The following is a 15,513-nucleotide window of genomic DNA, read 5'->3' as shown; positions in this document are numbered from 1 at the left end:
GAGCCGCACTAACAGGTCGGACACATGGCCGCACCAACCAGCATTGCAACGCGACTGTTCAAGCTTGCCAACGGAGGGCCGTCCACACATGGGTCAGTGCTACCCAACCCACCGGGAGCGCATACCCCAACCACCTGCCGAGCAGGCAGCAGAGTACTACGCCGGCTCGTGGTAGATCCCCCAATTCCGGAAGTCCCAGTCGCCAAGAGAGATCGTCAGTTCTCAGTGCAAACTGCCCTCGGGCAACATCTGATTCACACGAGCTGCCACTGTCGATAGCAATCCGGAATACCCCGTGCCTTCGTTGGGTGCCGCAGCGACGGCTTCGCCGATCAGCAGCAGAGATGGATCGCAATCGCTTATCGTTTCGACCAGGAAGGCGAGCGCAGACAATCGACCTCGAATGATGCGTTCGGTCGGAAGCGAAACGTTGACCGCGACCATCACCGGCGTGTCGGGCGCGCGACCGGCGGCGATCAGGTTGCGCGAGACTTCGGCGGCGGCGGCGCGGCCCATGTAGATTGCGAGCGTGGCATCGGACGCGGCGAGCGCGGTCCAGTCAAGATCGAGCGCTTCGCCGGCGCGGGCGTGTGCCGTGACGAACGTCAGCTTTCGTGCGAGGCCGCGCAGCGTCAGCGAGGCGCCACCCGACGCCGCAGCGGCGCTGGCGGCGGTGATGCCGGGGCAGATCCGCACCGTGATGCCGTTGGCGGCGAGGTGGTCGAGCTCTTCGGTCGAGCGGCCGAAGATCGACGGATCTCCGCCCTTGAGCCGGACGACGCGCTTGCCCGCGCGCGCTGCCCTGGCGAGCAAGACGTTGATCGAGACCTGATCCTTCGAATGTCGCCCCGATCGCTTGCCGACACTCACGACTTCGGTGCGGGCGGGGATGAGCGCAAGGACGCCCGGGCCGACCAGCGCGTCGTAGAACACGACGTCGGCCGCCGCGATCAGCCGCTCGGCTTTCCGCGTGAGAAGGTCGGGATCGCCGGGGCCGGCACCGACCAGCCAGACCGAACCGGGCGTGAAATCATGCGACATTTGCTGATCCTTGCGTGACGAGGAGTTTGGCGAGGGCAGGGCGGCAGGATCCACAATTGGTGCCGGCTTTCAGCGCAGCCCCGATCGCGTGGACGTCGGCGAGATGCTGGTCGGCGATCGCGGCGAGGATGGCCTTCAGCCCGACGTCGAAGCACGCGCAGACGATCGGGCCACGGTCGATCTGCACGCCCGGCGCGCGGCCGGCGAGTAGGGTGGGTGCGGCGATGGCCTTGCTCAGTTGTGCAACGAGCCAGTCGCGGGGCGGAAGTGCACCGTCCCGGGTCACGAACAGCACTGCGGCGAGCTTGCCGCCCTCCAATATTGCGATCCGGCGGGAGCCCCGAGCCGCATCGACCGCCTCGATCCGCTGGCCCTTCGGCAGCAACGCGTCGAGTGCGGCGGCGTCGCCGTTGCCCGCCATGTCCCACGCCGTTCCACCCGGTACCGCGACGCGCGTCGCCCACAGGCAATCGGGGCGCGTCGCCAGTTCGCCGCGGACCACGACGAAGCCGCGCCATTCAGTCGCGACGGGCTCGATCCGAACGGGCGTGGTTTTGAAGCCCGGCTGACCCGAGACAGGGTCGGCTAGCGGGCGAGGCAGCAGCCCGGCACGGCCGCCGGTCGCGGTGCGGTCTGTCCAGTGGATCGGTACGAACAGCTCGCCGATCCGCTGCGTCGCGACGACGCTCGCGCGGAAGAGGCTGTCGCCCTGCGGCGTGAGTACGCGCGCAAGGCCGCCATCCACGATCCCAAGCCGTACCGCGTCGTGGGGGTGAATCTCGACCAGCGGCTCCTCGCGGTGGCGCGCGAGTTTGGGCGACAGGCCGGTACGGGTCATCGTATGCCACTGGTCGCGGTAGCGCCCGGTATTGAGTGTCATCGGCCATGGGGCGAGTGGTGCGGCAACCGGCCTTTGCGCCACTGGCACGAGGCGGGCACGGCCATCGGGAGTCGAGAACCGGCCGTCCGCGAAGGGTGCGCCGCCCCAACGGAACGGCATCATCGCATCGTATTCCGCATTGCCCTTGGCGGTATGACCGGGAAGCGCGAACAGCCGCGTGCCGTTATTCTCATAGGACGACAGCCGGCAATGCTCGCGCCAGATCTCGGCGGGGCGGTCGTAGGAGAATGCCGTCTTCCAGCCCATCCGCCGCCCGACTTCGGAGATGATCCACCAATCCGGTTTTGCGTCGCCGGGCGCGGCCATGAACGCGCGCTGGCGGCTGATCGTGCGGTCCGAATTGGTGACGGTGCCGTCCTTCTCCCCCCATGCCGCGGCGGGCAGGCGGACGTGCGCGTGGACCGATGTGTCGGTCGTCTCGATCACGTCGGAGACGACGACGAATGGGCATGCCGCCAGCGCCTCGCGCACGCGGCCGGCGTCGGGCATCGACACCGCGGGGTTGGTCGCCATCACCCACAGCGCCTTGATCCGGCCGTTGCCGAGTTCGCGGAACAGGTCGACCGCCTTCAGCCCCGGCTTGGTCGCCATGTTGGGCGCGGCCCAGAACCGGCCGACGCGGGCTACGTTCTCGGGCGCGAAATCCATGTGCGCGGCGAGGCTCGACGCGAGCCCGCCGACCTCGCGCCCGCCCATCGCATTGGGTTGGCCTGTGATCGAGAAGGGGGCTGCACCCTGCTTGCCGATGCGGCCGGTGGCGAGGTGCAGGTTGGTGATCGCGTTGACCTGATCGGTGCCCGACAGCGACTGGTTCACACCCTGGCTGAACATCGTCACGGTCTTCGGCGTTGCGGCGAACAGTTCGAAGAAGCGCCTGAGATCCTGCGGCGGAACATCGCAGATGCGCGCGACCGACCACAGGTCGCTGCCCTCGTCGAACTGGTCCCAGAACGCATCGGGCGTCGCGACATGCGCGGCGAGATAGTCGTAGTCGACCACGCCCGCGTCGCGACACCACGCGAGCAGGCCGTTCATCAGCGCGACGTCGGTGCCGGGGCGGATTGCAAGATGAAGGTCCGCCTCGTCCGCGGTCTCGGTCCGGCGCGGGTCGATCACGACGAGCTTGGCGCCGGCGTCGCAGCGCGCGCGGATGCGTTGATAGACGATCGGATGGCACCAGGCGGTGTTCGACCCGACCAGCACGATCAGGTCGGCGGCGTCGAGATCGTCGTAGCTCGCGGGCACGATGTCCTCGCCGAACGCGCGCATGTGGCCCGCGACTGCGCTCGCCATGCAAAGCCGCGAATTGGTGTCGATGTTGGCCGAGCCGATGAAGCCCTTCATCAGCTTGTTGGCGACGTAATAGTCCTCGGTGAGCAGTTGTCCGGAGACATAGAACGCGACGCTGTTCGGGCCGTGCTGTGCGATCGTGTCGCGGAAGCGTTTCGCGACGAGGTCGAGCGCCTTGTCCCAGGATGCGCGACGCTGGCCGATCATGGGGGTCAGCAGGCGGCCTTCGAGTCCGATCGTTTCGCCGAGATGCGTACCCTTCGAGCAGAGCTTGCCGGAATTGGCGGGGTGGTCAGGGTCGCCCTTGATCGTGACGGACCGCTCCCCGGTCGGGGTCGCGAGGATACCGCAGCCGACACCGCAATACGCGCACGTCGTGCGAACGGAGGCCATTAGCCCTCTCCCAATTGGGGAGAGGGTTGGGTGAGGGGTAGTTGGGAAGGCCAGCACACGCCCCAAACCCTCACCCCGGCCCTCTCCCCGGAGGGGAGAGGGAGCAGTGGCGCGCTCATGCGGCGGCTTTCATGGTTGAGGTGCGGCAGAGCAAAACCCGGCCCCCCGACACCTTCACTGGGATCACCGGCGTACACCCCTTGTCCTCGCCCAGCGCCTCGCCCGTATCCAGCGCGATCCGCCAGTTGTGCAGCGGGCACGCCACCGCGCCGCCGTGCACGATGCCCTGCGACAGTCGCCCACCCTTGTGCGGGCACCGGTCCGCAAGCGCGAAGACCTTGCCGTCGCCGGTGCGGAACACCGCAATGTCGTCGCCGCCGGTGACCTGCACCGTGCGGCTGCCGCGGACCGGGATCTCGTCGACCCAGCCGATATCGAGCCATTCGCCGATCATGCCATTTCCCTCGATGCGTCCAGAGGCGTGAACCGCGCCATCGGCGCATGCTGCTCGCGATGCTCCCCCGCCGCGCGTGCCGCCCACGGATCGTCCTGCGTGAATTGCTGCGAGAACAGGAACCGTGCCGCCAGCGCATCGCGACCCTCCGGGTCCTCGGCGATCCGTTCTCGAATATACTCGACGCCGATGCGCTCGATCCACGGCGCGGTGCGCTCCAGATAGCGCGCCTCCTCGCGGTACAACTGGATGAACGCGGCGCAGTAATGCATCGCCTCTTCCTCGGTCGCGACCTTGCACAGGAAGTCGGTCGCGCGGACCTTGATCCCGCCATTGCCGCCGACCGACAGCTCGTAGCCGCTGTCGACGCACACCACGCCGAAATCCTTGATCGTCGCCTCGGCGCAGTTGCGCGGGCAGCCGCTGACCGCGATCTTGAACTTGTGCGGCATCCAACTGCCCCAGGTCATCCGCTCGACCTTGACGCCGAGCCCGGTCGAATCCTGCGTCCCGAACCGGCACCAGTCCGAGCCGACGCAGGTCTTCACGGTGCGCAACGACTTGCCGTATGCATGCCCGCTGACCATCCCGGCGGCGTTGAGATCGGCCCAGACCGCGGGGAGATCCTCCTTCTTGATCCCGAAAATGTCGAGCCGCTGGCCGCCCGTCACCTTGACCATCGGCGCGTCGTATTTCTCGACGACATCGGCGATCGCGCGCAGCTCGCGCGGGTTGGTGAGCCCGCCCCACATCCGCGGCACGACAGAATAGGTGCCGTCCTTCTGGATGTTGGCATGCACGCGCTCGTTGACGTAGCGGCTCTGCTGGTCGTCCTTGTAGTCGCCCGGCAATGCGCAGAGCAGATAGTAATTGAGCGCAGGCCGGCACGACGAACATCCGTCGGGCGTCGACCAGCTCATCTTCTGCATGACTTCGGGGATCGATCGCATGCTCTGCGCGACGATCTCGCGGCGGACGTCGTCGTGGCCGAAGCTGGTGCATTTGCACATCGTCTTCACCGAACGTTCGCCCGAATACTCGTCGCCCAGCGTGACCGCGAGCAGCGTCTCGACCAGTCCGGTGCACGATCCGCACGATGCCGACGCCTTGCAGGTCGCGCGGACCGCGTCGAGCGTCGCGTTGCCGGCGCCGATGCACGCCACGACCTTGCCCTTTGTGACGCCGTTGCAGCCGCAGATCTCCGCATCGTCGGAGAGCGCCGCAACGGCCGCCTTAGGGTCCGCGGTGCCTCCTCCCGAGGCGAACGACTGGCCGAAGATCAGCATGTCGCGGATCGGCGCGATGTCTTCCGCCCGCTTGAGCAGATCGAAATACCAGCCGCCATCGGTCGTGTCGCCGTACAGCACCGCGCCGACTATCCGGTCGTCCTTGACCACGACGCGCTTGTAGATGCCGCGCGACGCATCGCGCAAGACGATGTCCTCCGCGCCTGCACCACCGGAGAAATCGCCCGCCGAGAACACGTCGAGCCCGGCGACCTTCAGCTTGGTCGAGGTCACCGATCCGCGATAGCCGCTGTGACTGTCGGTCAGCCCATCGGCGAGCGCGCGGCACATGTCCCACAGGGGCGCGACGAGACCGTAGACGTTGCCGTCATGCTCGACGCATTCGCCGACCGCCAGGATCGACGCGTCGCTGGTGACCATGTGGTCGTCGACCTTGATCCCGCGGCCGATCTCCAGCCCGGCGTCGCGCGCGAGCGCGACCGAGGGACGGATGCCGACCGCCATGACGACGAGGCTGGCGGGGATCAGCGTGCCATCCTTGAGCAGCACGCCCTCGACGCGGGTATCGCCGACGATCTCGGCGGTATTCGCTTCGGTGAGGATCACCTGACCGCGCGATTCCAGCGCCGACTTGAGCAGCCACCCCGCCGCCTCGTCGAGCTGCCGCTCCATCAGTGTCGGCATCAGGTGGATCACCGTGACCTTCATCCCGCGCAGCGTGAGCCCGTGTGCGGCCTCCAGCCCGAGCAGCCCGCCGCCGATGACGACCGCCGCTCCACCCTTGCCCGCAGCCTCCAGCATGTGGTCGACGTCCGCCATGTCGCGGAACGAGATCACGCCGGGCAGGTCGTTGCCGGGGACGGGGATTATGAACGGATCGGAGCCGGTCGCGATCAGAAGCCGGTCGTACGATACCGTCAGGCCGGAGCGCGCGGTGACGGTCTTGGCCACGCGGTCGATCGCCTGCACCGGGTCGCTGGTCACGAGTTCGATCGTGTTGGTCGCGTACCAGGCGTGATCGTTGATGACGATCTGCTCGAACGTCTTCTCGCCCGCCAGCACCGGCGACAGCATGATGCGGTTGTAATTCACATGCGGCTCGGCGCCGAAGATCGTCACGCGGTACCGGGTAGGGTCGCGTGCGATCAGTTCCTCGACCGCGCGACAGCCGGCCATGCCGTTGCCGATCACGACGAGGTGCTCGCGCCGCTTGGAAAAGGGGGTGTCGGGGCAGGGGGTTTGGTGTTCCATCAGATCGTCCAGTCGGGTTGGAGCCGGGGAAGGGAGGGTCATGCGGGGAGCGCGCCGTTGACCGAGCGGTCGCTGGTGCGGCGTGCGTCGAGCGCCGCGTCGAGCAGCGCGCGCTCGTTCGATTTGTGCGTGGCGGAGAAGCGGACGGCGAGCGCGCAGACCGCGGTGCCTGCGACGACGTAGCCGAGCACGATGAGACATTGCTGCGGGGTGGCCGACGCTTTGTTGAGGAACCCCGCCGCGACCGCGCCGATATTGCCGCCCGCGCCGATCAGCCCGGCGACACCGCCCAGCGCCTTGCGGTCGATGAACGGCACCAGCGCATAGGTCGCGCCGCACGCCATGTGCGTGAACAGCCCGAACATCGTCATCGCCAGTATCGCGAGCGTCACGCTGCCGGCATGACCGAACAGCACCAGCCCGACGCCTTCACCGAGCATCAGCGCGGACAACAGCAGCGCGCGGCCATCTAGGCCTTTGCTGAGCGCGATCCGGTCGCTCGCGATCCCGCCGAGCGCACGGGCGAACAGCGCGAGGCCACCGAAGATCCCTGCTGCCAGTCCCGCGTTGGTCAGCGAAAGCCCGAACCGATCGACGTAGTAACTCGCCGCGATGTTGTGGATGAAGATCTCAACCCCGAAGCACGCGCCATAGGTCGCAGCCAGCATCCAGGTGCGGTAATTGGCGGCGGCGCGGCGGAAGATCGCCATGCCCGTAGCCTTGCCGCCCTCGAGTTCGATGCCCGCGGCGCGGAGGTCGACGATGTCGCCCTGCGGCGTATCCTGCGTGTAGCGCGCGTAGACGAACGCCATCGCGACCATCGCGACACCCGGCACGAACATCGCCGCGCGCCAGCCGAACGCGTGCTCGACGCCTAGGCCGACCAGCGCCGCGACGACCAGCGGCATCAGGCTCTGCGCCGCGCCGCCACCGGCATTGCCCCAGCCGCCGACGGTCGCGTTCGCGGTACCAACCACGTTGGGCGCGAACATTACGCTGGTATGATATTGCGTGATCACGAACGATGCGCCGATCGCACCGATCGCGAGGCGGAAGAACAGGAACGTCTCGTAGGTCTGCGCGAACGCCAGCCCGAACACCGGGATCGCACCGATCAGCAGCAGCCACGTATAGGTGCGCCGGGGGCCGAACCGGTCGCAGAGCGGCCCGACCACCAGCCGCACCAGAATCGTTACCGCGACCGCGGCGATGTTGATGTTGGCAATCTGATCCTTGTTGAGGCCGAACTCGGCCTTGATCAGCGGCATCAACGGCGCGGCGGCGAACCATGCGAAGAAGCACACGAAGAACGCGAGCCACGTGACGTGGAACGCGCGCATCTGCGGCGTGGTGGCGCTGAACAGGTCGATCCTGGTGGCTTTCGGCGCGGCGGTGTCGATACCTGGTGATGCGAACAACATGGTCGGTTCCCCATCTGCGATGGACAAAGAAAAAGCCGCCCCGACGGCGACCTTGCGGACGCATCGGAGCGGCTTCGTTGCCTATGGACGATCGGTGGATCGTCCTACGCGGTCAGGTCCCCTCGTTGGAACCAGTCTCGCGATGATTTCGTGTCCGACTCCCTCGCCGGACAATGCGAAGATGACCGAAGTGGCCGTATCGCGCAAGCATCATTTCGCGGGTGCAGCAGATTTGGGTTTGGCGGGGCGATTGACCGCTAAAACACCCCTCCCTGAAAGGGAGGGGCAGGGGGTAGGTCGGCTTCCGCATGTCCGAACCGAAGCGGCTCAAGCCGTCCGACCCACCCCCAACCCCTCCCCAGGGAGGGGAGAAGAGAGTTTCAGGGCAATCCAGCCAGATACCCCTCGATATCATCCGGGTCGAACGCGCGACGATCGAAGAACGCATCGCGCCCCAGGATCAGCCGTCCTTGCGTAGAGCCCGCGCCAATGCTGTCAGCGCCGATCGCACCCTCCAGCTTCGAGCTCGCATTGGGCAGTGGCGCGCCTGAGCCCGCCAGCGCGGCGCGATACACGTCAGGACGAAAAACCCCTTGCGCGGCGTCCGCCTCCTCGGCCGAGAACGGCGTGCCATCCCAGCGTACCATCTGCGAATACAGCCACGCCGCCTGACTGCGCCATGGGAAGTTCGCCGCCTCGCGGTACTGGAACATGAAGTCGGGAACGTGGATGGGCACGGCATCCTTAACCAGCCGCACCCGGTCGCCGACCGCCCGCGCCACCGCATCGACCGGGGCATCGAGATACTCCGCGCGAGCAAGAATCGCCGCATTCTCCACAAGCGTGTCCGGATCGACGAACTGCGCGGCGGCAGCGTGCAGTGCACGGATCAGCCGGTGGACGACGTCGCCACGCTCGGCCAGCGTCGCGGCGCGCATCGCCAGCACCTTCTCGACGCCACGCTGCCAGACCTGCGCCGTTACCAGCGCGATCCGCCCGACGCCGCGATCGACCGCGACGCCATTCCACGGCTCGCCGACGCAGATGCCATCGACTTCGCCCGCCGCCAACGCATCGGCAGCGAAGGTCGGGCTGGTCGTGACGATCTCGACGTCGGTATCCGGGCGGATGCCGACCGCCGCGAGCCAGTAGCGCAGCATGTAGTTATGGCTAGAATAGCGATGCACCACGCCGAACCGCAACCGCCGCCCCGTCGCGGCACACTCGGTCGCGACTGCCTTCAGTCGCGCACCCAGCACCACCGGATCGCCGAGCGCGTCGCCGTCCATCACCTGCGCCGCGAGCGGCAGCGATAGCGTGATCGCATTGCCGTTGAGCCCCAGCACGAACGGTACCGCCATCGCCACCGCCGGCCGCCCACGGCCCAAAGCCGTCGCGATCGCCAGCGGCGCGACCATGTGCGCGGCGTCGGTATGCCCGTACAACAGCCGATCGCGCACCGTCGCCCAGGTCATGTCGCGGACGAGTTCGATCTCCAGTCCTTCAGCCTCCGCGAACCCCCGTTCGCGCGCAAGGATCGGCAGCGCCGCATCGACGAGCGGGAGGAAACCGATGCGAACCCGGTCGAGCGCCATCACAAATCTCCCATGAGCGCGTCGCTGGTGATGATCGCGTCGGCGATCTCGGCGATCCGCCGGTTGGATCGCATCGCCTGCGCGCGGAGCAGGCCGTACGCGGTCGGTTCGTCGATGCCGCGGCGCTTCATCAGGATCGCCTTGGCGCGGTCGACGGTGGTGCGATCGGCGAGTGCGCTGCGAGCTTCGTGCAGTTCCGCCTGCAATCGCGCGAACGCTTGGAACCGGCGGATCGCGAGGTCGATGACCGGCTTGATCCGCTGCTTGGCGAGCCCGTCGACGATATAGGCAGACACGCCTGCATCAACCGCCGCGTTCGTGGACTCTGCGTCACTTTGATCGACGAACATCGCAATCGGTCGGGCGAGGGCGCGCGATACGGCAAAGAACTCCTCGAGCACGTCGCGGCTTGGATTCTCGAGGTTGATCAGCACCACTTCGGGCGCTGCCTTCTCCAACGCCGCAACCATCCCGAGCATGCCGTCGATAACGACGATATCGTCGAGGCCGGCCTCACGCAGGCCTTCCGAAATGATCGCAGCACGCGTCGTGCTTGTGTCGATGATCGCGATCCGCATCACGCAGTCTTATGCTGCACCGATCCTCATGGCGAGGGGACACCCGCACAGAGATGAATGAGTGTCTGAAGTTGGGGAGCGGCGAACGGAGCGCGAACGTCCGGGTATGGGGCCATGCGGCCGACAGTTGCTGCAAGGTTTGCAATCCACCGACCCGTTAGTCGATTGGCATGCCGCCCCCCGACACCCCCGGCGAGACTATGCTCGCCAGGGGTGAAGGTCGCGATGAAAGCAGGGCGGCGATCAGGCGTGCGCGGCACACCAGTCGGACCACAGCTTGGCGGCATTCGCCTTTGCGTCGGCACTCAGCAGGTCGGTGACAAAGTCGGCGCAGTTCGAGCCGAGGATACGCCGCGACGAGGCGATCAGGTGGACGTGAGGCTTGAGCTTTCGGCCTGCGACCTGCGGCACATGCATCGCCGCAACAACCGGCGTATCTCGCTCGGTGGCGAGGCACCGAAGCGCGAAGCCGCGGGCCAGTTCCCAGCCCCGATGGAGCAGGGCATGGTGCTCGAAGCGCAGCGTGATCAGGATCGCGAGATCCTGCTGGTCGGGCATGCGCTGCGCATCGATCAACCGTGCCAGCACTAGCGGATCGTAACACGCGTCAGGCGCATGCGGCGGCAGTATCACGTCGAAGCGGGTGCAGGTCGGCGCCAAGGGCTCGACCATCGGTCGACCGAACTGGACCAGGCGGCGGTGGACGACATCGACCATGCGGTTGGGCCTGCACTTGAAGGTGCACGGGATTATCCCGAAGCTGCCGTCGAGGTCGCCAGCGAATGGTCCCTGGCTGGCATAGTCGCGGGTCGCGGCCGGAACACTCGCGCCAGGTGCGGCAGGAACTGCCGTTCCGGCGTCTGATGCCGCGGGTTTCGCGGCGTTCGTTACCTTGCGGGCCATCTCAGGCGTCCCGCGCGACACGGCGGAGCATGCGGTCGGCCCGTGCAAATCCCTCGCGACGTTCGGCCTCGTTCAGGCGCGTAGCCTTCGCCCGCACCAGGGTGGTGCCAACCACCCGCCACACCGGGCGACCCGGCTGGTCCGGAAGCAGGGCGCTGTCACCGTCGGCGGCCAGCCAGAGCCGATAGCCGCTACGGCGCTTGATCTGTCCGCTGCGACGCGTGACGATGTCGAAGACCGGCCGCGCGAGCCGGCGGTGCGGTACCGACGACGCGATGAGGATATGGCCGCGGCCGTCGCCCAGGGTCTGATGAACCGTCTCGTCGTCGACCGGGATATAGGAGGTCGAGATCGCCAGCTGAACGTGGCCGACGTTCTTGATGATGCTGTAGTGATAGACCGGTTCGGCGTCGCGCTGCTGCACCTGCCTCAAGAGGTTGTCATGCGCTACGCGCGTTTCGCGGACGAGCGAAGGGGCGACGCGCGCGATGGTGTCCGCCGTCTGGTTCGTGGTGTTCATTGATCGTGTGCCTTTTTTTGGAGTTCGTCTCGCTCTCCAGCCTTCATTTCATCCGGCTCTCAGGAGACGTGCTTCCATTCCCAACTCCCCCGGCAGGGGCGGCCCGTCGCCGGTCCTGCGCTACCTGCCTTACCGCCCGTGACGGGCGGCCAGCATCTGCTGGTAAGCGAGATCGGCGTCGTTTCCGCCCGTCTCGCGTCGTCGCTGCCCGGTGCGTGCGTACCGACGCACCGGGCAGTGCCTCTATTGCGCCCGTGCGGGCGGGCGTTCGAGGAAGGCGGTGTCGATCTTCCCGAAGCTGCGAGGTGCACGAGCTACGCTCGGCGTTCAGCAGGTTTTAACCCGCCGATCCGGGGATCGCCGGGGCAGGGCGGTACACCTAGACCCGCTCGAGACCAGATCCACGAGGCGTCGCAGTGCTGCCCGGTCGATCGCGCGGGCGCCTGCTGCGACGCTTGCACGCTTCGTGAACCCGGCTGCGGTCGGGCAGATCGTTCGAGCGACGGCGAACGCGATCCGCGTACCGCCGCCGCCCCGCTGATTTTGCCACCTGACGCCCAGGCTTGCGGAAACGATAAGCGCGACGACGACGAGGATTATCATCCGCCGCATCAGCGGCGGCATAGCGCCGACCGCCTTGGCCCTTGAACGGCGCGCGCGTCCCGGAAGCGTCAGCCGCAAGCGATCCAGACGCTGACGTCCTGTTCGGTGGCGCGGCGTGCCGTGGCCGACCATCAGTTCGTTTTCGACGGATAGAGCAGGGCGGCAAGCTCGCTGGCGGAGCGGTAGATGCCGTCGGCGCGTTCGACGAGCGTTTCATAGGGCGGTACCAGGCACAGCTCGGCACCGCCGTGCCCGAGCCGGATCGCGCCGCCAAAGGCTTCCGGAACCAGCCAGAGCTTGCGATCGAGGTGACGGTAGAGGCTGAGGTCATGCATGTCGAAGGGGGCAAGGCCGCCGCCTGCCAGCGTGACATCGGCCGTGACCGGCAGGATGTCACCGGGCGTCAGGCAACACCGCAGCAGGATGACATCGATCGCGGAGTCGCAGGCAAGGTCATGAACCTTGTTCCGGAACATGGGGCCGGTCACGCAGGTGAACGACAGGATCACGCGGGCTGCCGGCAGGATGACGGTATCAGCGGGCATCCCTCCGCCTGGCCATGAGGTGATGATCGACAGGTTCTTGAGGAGTTCGGCGGCAACATAATAGTGCAGCGCGCCCGGCAGCGTGTTCGCCGGCTTGAGCAGGGGGATCATAGGTCTGGATTTTCCGGAGCTGAGCGTCGCGAACCGGCTGGTTCGGACAAGCACCTTCGGGTCTGTTTATTTCATCGACCTTCGGGGCTCGACGTGCCCATCTCCCCCCTATCCCAGTTCTTTGCGGCCTTACCGGTGCAGCGGCAACGCCATCGCCGTGACGTCGATATCACCCGGTCGGTAAGCCGGGATCATGAAGTAGCCGACCGGCAGGATCATCGGTTCGCGCCATCGCGCGGATCGTCTGCCCGCTCGCTATCGGCCGGGGCGCGTTCGTCCAGCATGTCCTGAATAAAGACGCGCACGTCCTCGCGCGGATCGGTTGTCAGGTCCGGATCAGCATCGACGGACAGGGCGGGCGGCAAACCCACCCGCAGTCGTGCTCGGTTGATCTCCTGGCGCAAATCATCGAGGTCGATTTCCTCGCCCTCGAGAAAGTCATCCAGTCGACGCAACTGTGTTAGTTCGTTGGTCTGGGTGGTCACGGTACGCTCCTGTTCACGGCGGCGCTCGCCAGCTTGCGCTTCAATTGCTTGCGCAGCGAGGCGAGGCCCTTTGCATCGACCTTCAACCGCGTCCGCAGGTCGGCGCCTTTGACACCATCGAGGACGGCGTTCAGCAATGCGACCAGCTTCGGATCGGACCCGATCGTTTCGAAGACCGCAGCGATGGTGCGACGATAATGCAGCGCATCATGCCCGACCTGCTCGGGCGATGGGGCGGCCGACGCCACCGACAGCATATCGATGCCGACTTCGCGCGGGCCGTCGCGGTCCGCCTCGCGTTCCTGCGATGTCAGGCTGCGCATGATACCGATCAGGAAGTTGACGACATCATAGCTTCGCCGGCACCGGCGGCGGCCGTCGAGCGAGCGGACGAAGGCCTCCTGCCGCAGGTCGGCCGCGAGAATGCGGTGCCCGTGCGCCAGATAATGAGACGACCGCAACAGCCGTCTCCAGTCCGGTTCGGTCAGGGCGTCCAGCATCTGGCTGACCTCGGCGACGCAGTAGAAGTCGTCGAGATCGTGAACCACAGGCGGTGTCGGTGCGATGGCTGAGATGATAGCCTTCCTCACTCTATAAAGCGGACGGATCGACGTTTTCGGACACGCAGATGAAAATTTCATGTCCGGTGTCCGAATTTACCATGTCCTGCGCTTTATAGAATGAAGTGCCCCCTTTTTGGTCGTGCCCGGTCTATCGTCAGATTGACTGAGGTGCGCCGTAGCAGGCTGCATGCGCGTAGGTGTTGATCTCGGCGCGACCAACGACGCTCACCCCCCTCGACACCAGTTTGGCGAGCCGTGCGCGCGCTCGTGCGATGCCGTCCTCGGCATCGGCTGGTTTGCGGTCGATATGCAGCAACTCGCCGGGCGACAGCCGGAAGAGGCCGCGGACATGGGCCTGCGGCAGGATCATCGCCCGCGCGCCGGCCTTGGGCAGGTACAGGCAGCAGTCCGTCTGGCCCAGACAGATGCCGTCCCGCGCGACGACGATCGAGATGGTGGTCAGGCCGTAACCTTCGGCCGTGTCGGCGAAATGCAGATAGACCAGATCGTGGCCGCTGACGTTCGCCTGGTGGGCGAGGGCGAGGCGCCCTTCGATCCCGAGCGCATCGCCGGCGATGATTGCGGCGCCGGGCTTCATGGTGCGGTTGCAGAGCAGCATCTGCGTGACGGCGGCGACGTGGCGGCGGACGGTTTCGATTTTGTGGATGCTCATAGCCTGTTCCTGATTTTCATCCCCGGCTCGGGGACCATACTCCCTCTCGACCTTGGCCCCCGGCAGGCTGGCGGGAACCGCGCGGGTTCCCGCCGTCACGCGGCATGCGTCCGCGGATGGTGTTCAGGGTGTTGGCATGCCGCCTGCGAGCTCTTGACCGATCCGGCAGGCGGCTTGGTCAGCGCTGGCTCCAGACGGCAGCGATATAGGCATCGCCACGCGCCAGGCCGACTGCGGAGTTGCGACCAGCGCTGGCCGCCGGCAGACGCGCAGGGACCATGGGACGCAGGCGGCTGCCGGTCAGGCGAAACACAGCGTCACTCTCATCGGGCTCGTCCGGATCGGGGACCAGCCACGCTTCGTTGCGGCTCGACAGCCACAGCCGGCGGGCATGGTGCCACAGGGTGCCGTGGCGCTGCCATTCGCCAACCGCGCAGTACAACGTGTGGTTACCTTCGCTCGACGCCTTCACGACCAGCGCGTCGCACCGCGCGATGCGGGTACCGCGCTCGACGGTATCGAGATCGCCGCGCGAGGGTTCGATCGAGGGTACCAGCAGCAGCTCGGCCGTGGCGATGTGGAGATAGTTCCGAAACGGCATCGGCAGGATCGGCACCGAGCGGTCGATCTGCCAGCCGGCGAGATCGGCGATGGCCAGCGCGCCGGACAGGGCGCGCGCCCGGGCAAGCTCGCGCTCGCGCGTTACGATATACATAGCAGTTCCTCATTGCGCGGAAGTGGCGGACTGCTCGCCGACCCCGCACCATCATTTCGCCTTCACGGCACAGCCGCCAGGCACCTTCCAAACCGTCTCCGGCCGGGCAGGCCGTGTTATCGTCGCCGTCCTGGAAGGAGGCGCGCCCCCGTGACGGCGGCGCAAACCCCGGACCTTGGGCGCTTGATCGACGCAGGCGGTTACCCCGCTCCCGGGCCGCTGCG

Annotated in this window: 14 protein-coding genes; all 14 read right to left on the bottom strand. The window is 66.7% G+C overall.

All coding sequences use genetic code 11. The features are described from left to right. Positions 1 to 222: 222 nt before the first annotated feature. The 14 genes from cobA to C8J25_RS19230 all read right to left on the bottom strand — a co-directional run bounded on the left by cobA (position 223) and on the right by C8J25_RS19230 (position 15,289). Positions 223 to 1,041 (bottom strand): uroporphyrinogen-III C-methyltransferase, encoded by an 819-nt coding sequence (gene cobA, locus C8J25_RS19300; RefSeq protein WP_082441130.1) that lies wholly within the window; start codon positions 1,039 to 1,041, stop codon positions 223 to 225. After that, on the bottom strand, positions 1,031 to 3,625 hold the full coding sequence (locus C8J25_RS19295; protein ID WP_107955972.1) for a nitrate reductase: 2,595 nt from the start codon (positions 3,623 to 3,625) through the stop codon (positions 1,031 to 1,033). Before C8J25_RS19295 ends, cobA begins: the two co-directional genes overlap by 11 nt. Positions 3,626 to 3,740: 115 nt before the next feature. After that, a complete protein-coding gene (gene nirD / locus C8J25_RS19290; RefSeq protein WP_175518279.1) occupies positions 3,741 to 4,079 on the bottom strand; it encodes a nitrite reductase small subunit NirD in 339 nt (112 codons plus the stop codon). Beyond that, a complete protein-coding gene (gene nirB, locus C8J25_RS19285; RefSeq protein WP_107955971.1) occupies positions 4,076 to 6,577 on the bottom strand; it encodes a nitrite reductase large subunit NirB in 2,502 nt (833 codons plus the stop codon). Before nirB ends, nirD begins: the two co-directional genes overlap by 4 nt. Positions 6,578 to 6,615: 38 nt before the next feature. Further along, a complete protein-coding gene (locus C8J25_RS19280) occupies positions 6,616 to 7,998 on the bottom strand; it encodes an MFS transporter (RefSeq protein ID WP_107955970.1) in 1,383 nt (460 codons plus the stop codon). A gap of 380 nt (positions 7,999 to 8,378) precedes the next feature. Beyond that, on the bottom strand, positions 8,379 to 9,593 hold the full coding sequence (locus C8J25_RS19270; RefSeq protein WP_107955968.1) for a CmpA/NrtA family ABC transporter substrate-binding protein: 1,215 nt from the start codon (positions 9,591 to 9,593) through the stop codon (positions 8,379 to 8,381). Then, positions 9,593 to 10,171: an ANTAR domain-containing response regulator gene (locus C8J25_RS19265; protein WP_055876699.1), complete on the bottom strand. Its 579-nt coding sequence runs from the start codon at positions 10,169 to 10,171 to the stop codon at positions 9,593 to 9,595. The genes C8J25_RS19270 and C8J25_RS19265 overlap by 1 nt, the downstream gene beginning before the upstream one ends. A gap of 243 nt (positions 10,172 to 10,414) precedes the next feature. Then, the gene (locus C8J25_RS19260; RefSeq protein ID WP_107955967.1) at positions 10,415 to 11,074 is read right to left on the bottom strand and encodes a hypothetical protein; all 660 of its coding nucleotides are present in this window, start codon (positions 11,072 to 11,074) and stop codon (positions 10,415 to 10,417) included. Between the two features lies 1 nt (position 11,075). After that, positions 11,076 to 11,594, bottom strand: a complete 519-nt coding sequence (locus tag C8J25_RS19255; RefSeq protein ID WP_107955966.1) for a hypothetical protein — start codon at positions 11,592 to 11,594, stop codon at positions 11,076 to 11,078. 734 nt (positions 11,595 to 12,328) lie between these two features. Beyond that, positions 12,329 to 12,853 (bottom strand): hypothetical protein, encoded by a 525-nt coding sequence (locus tag C8J25_RS19250; RefSeq protein WP_167397779.1) that lies wholly within the window; start codon positions 12,851 to 12,853, stop codon positions 12,329 to 12,331. Positions 12,854 to 13,068: 215 nt separating this feature from the next. Next, on the bottom strand, positions 13,069 to 13,338 hold the full coding sequence (locus tag C8J25_RS19245) for a hypothetical protein (protein WP_146173420.1): 270 nt from the start codon (positions 13,336 to 13,338) through the stop codon (positions 13,069 to 13,071). Next, entirely contained in the window at positions 13,335 to 13,886 is a 552-nt protein-coding gene (locus C8J25_RS19240; protein ID WP_107955964.1) for a hypothetical protein, read from the bottom strand. Before C8J25_RS19240 ends, C8J25_RS19245 begins: the two co-directional genes overlap by 4 nt. A 169-nt stretch (positions 13,887 to 14,055) precedes the next feature. After that, positions 14,056 to 14,574 carry a hypothetical protein gene (locus C8J25_RS19235; protein ID WP_107955963.1) on the bottom strand — a complete coding sequence of 173 codons (519 nt, stop codon included), beginning with the start codon at positions 14,572 to 14,574 and terminating at the stop codon, positions 14,056 to 14,058. A gap of 178 nt (positions 14,575 to 14,752) precedes the next feature. Continuing rightward, on the bottom strand, positions 14,753 to 15,289 hold the full coding sequence (locus C8J25_RS19230; protein WP_107955962.1) for a hypothetical protein: 537 nt from the start codon (positions 15,287 to 15,289) through the stop codon (positions 14,753 to 14,755). Positions 15,290 to 15,513: the final 224 nt, after the last annotated feature.

This window comes from Sphingomonas faeni, assembly GCF_003053745.1.
In the GTDB taxonomy this organism is placed as follows: domain Bacteria; phylum Pseudomonadota; class Alphaproteobacteria; order Sphingomonadales; family Sphingomonadaceae; genus Sphingomonas; species Sphingomonas faeni.
The sequence above is the reverse complement of the archived record's forward strand: the minus strand, read 5'-3'. Positions and strand labels throughout refer to the sequence as shown.

What these genes read in the sequence shown, in the direction of transcription:
- C8J25_RS19295 (WP_107955972.1), bottom strand. Translation starts at nt 3,625, where the DNA reads ATGGCCTCCGTTCGCACGACGTGCGCGTATTGCGGTGTCGGCTGCGGT.
- C8J25_RS19250 (WP_167397779.1), bottom strand. Translation starts at nt 12,853, where the DNA reads ATGATCCCCCTGCTCAAGCCGGCGAACACGCTGCCGGGCGCGCTGCAC.
- C8J25_RS19260 (WP_107955967.1), bottom strand. Translation starts at nt 11,074, where the DNA reads ATGGCCCGCAAGGTAACGAACGCCGCGAAACCCGCGGCATCAGACGCC.
- C8J25_RS19265 (WP_055876699.1), bottom strand. Translation starts at nt 10,171, where the DNA reads ATGCGGATCGCGATCATCGACACAAGCACGACGCGTGCTGCGATCATT.
- cobA (WP_082441130.1), bottom strand. Translation starts at nt 1,041, where the DNA reads ATGTCGCATGATTTCACGCCCGGTTCGGTCTGGCTGGTCGGTGCCGGC.
- C8J25_RS19270 (WP_107955968.1), bottom strand. Translation starts at nt 9,593, where the DNA reads ATGGCGCTCGACCGGGTTCGCATCGGTTTCCTCCCGCTCGTCGATGCG.
- C8J25_RS19280 (WP_107955970.1), bottom strand. Translation starts at nt 7,998, where the DNA reads ATGTTGTTCGCATCACCAGGTATCGACACCGCCGCGCCGAAAGCCACC.
- C8J25_RS19255 (WP_107955966.1), bottom strand. Translation starts at nt 11,594, where the DNA reads ATGAACACCACGAACCAGACGGCGGACACCATCGCGCGCGTCGCCCCT.
- nirD (WP_175518279.1), bottom strand. Translation starts at nt 4,079, where the DNA reads ATGATCGGCGAATGGCTCGATATCGGCTGGGTCGACGAGATCCCGGTC.
- nirB (WP_107955971.1), bottom strand. Translation starts at nt 6,577, where the DNA reads ATGGAACACCAAACCCCCTGCCCCGACACCCCCTTTTCCAAGCGGCGC.
- C8J25_RS19230 (WP_107955962.1), bottom strand. Translation starts at nt 15,289, where the DNA reads ATGTATATCGTAACGCGCGAGCGCGAGCTTGCCCGGGCGCGCGCCCTG.
- C8J25_RS19235 (WP_107955963.1), bottom strand. Translation starts at nt 14,574, where the DNA reads ATGAGCATCCACAAAATCGAAACCGTCCGCCGCCACGTCGCCGCCGTC.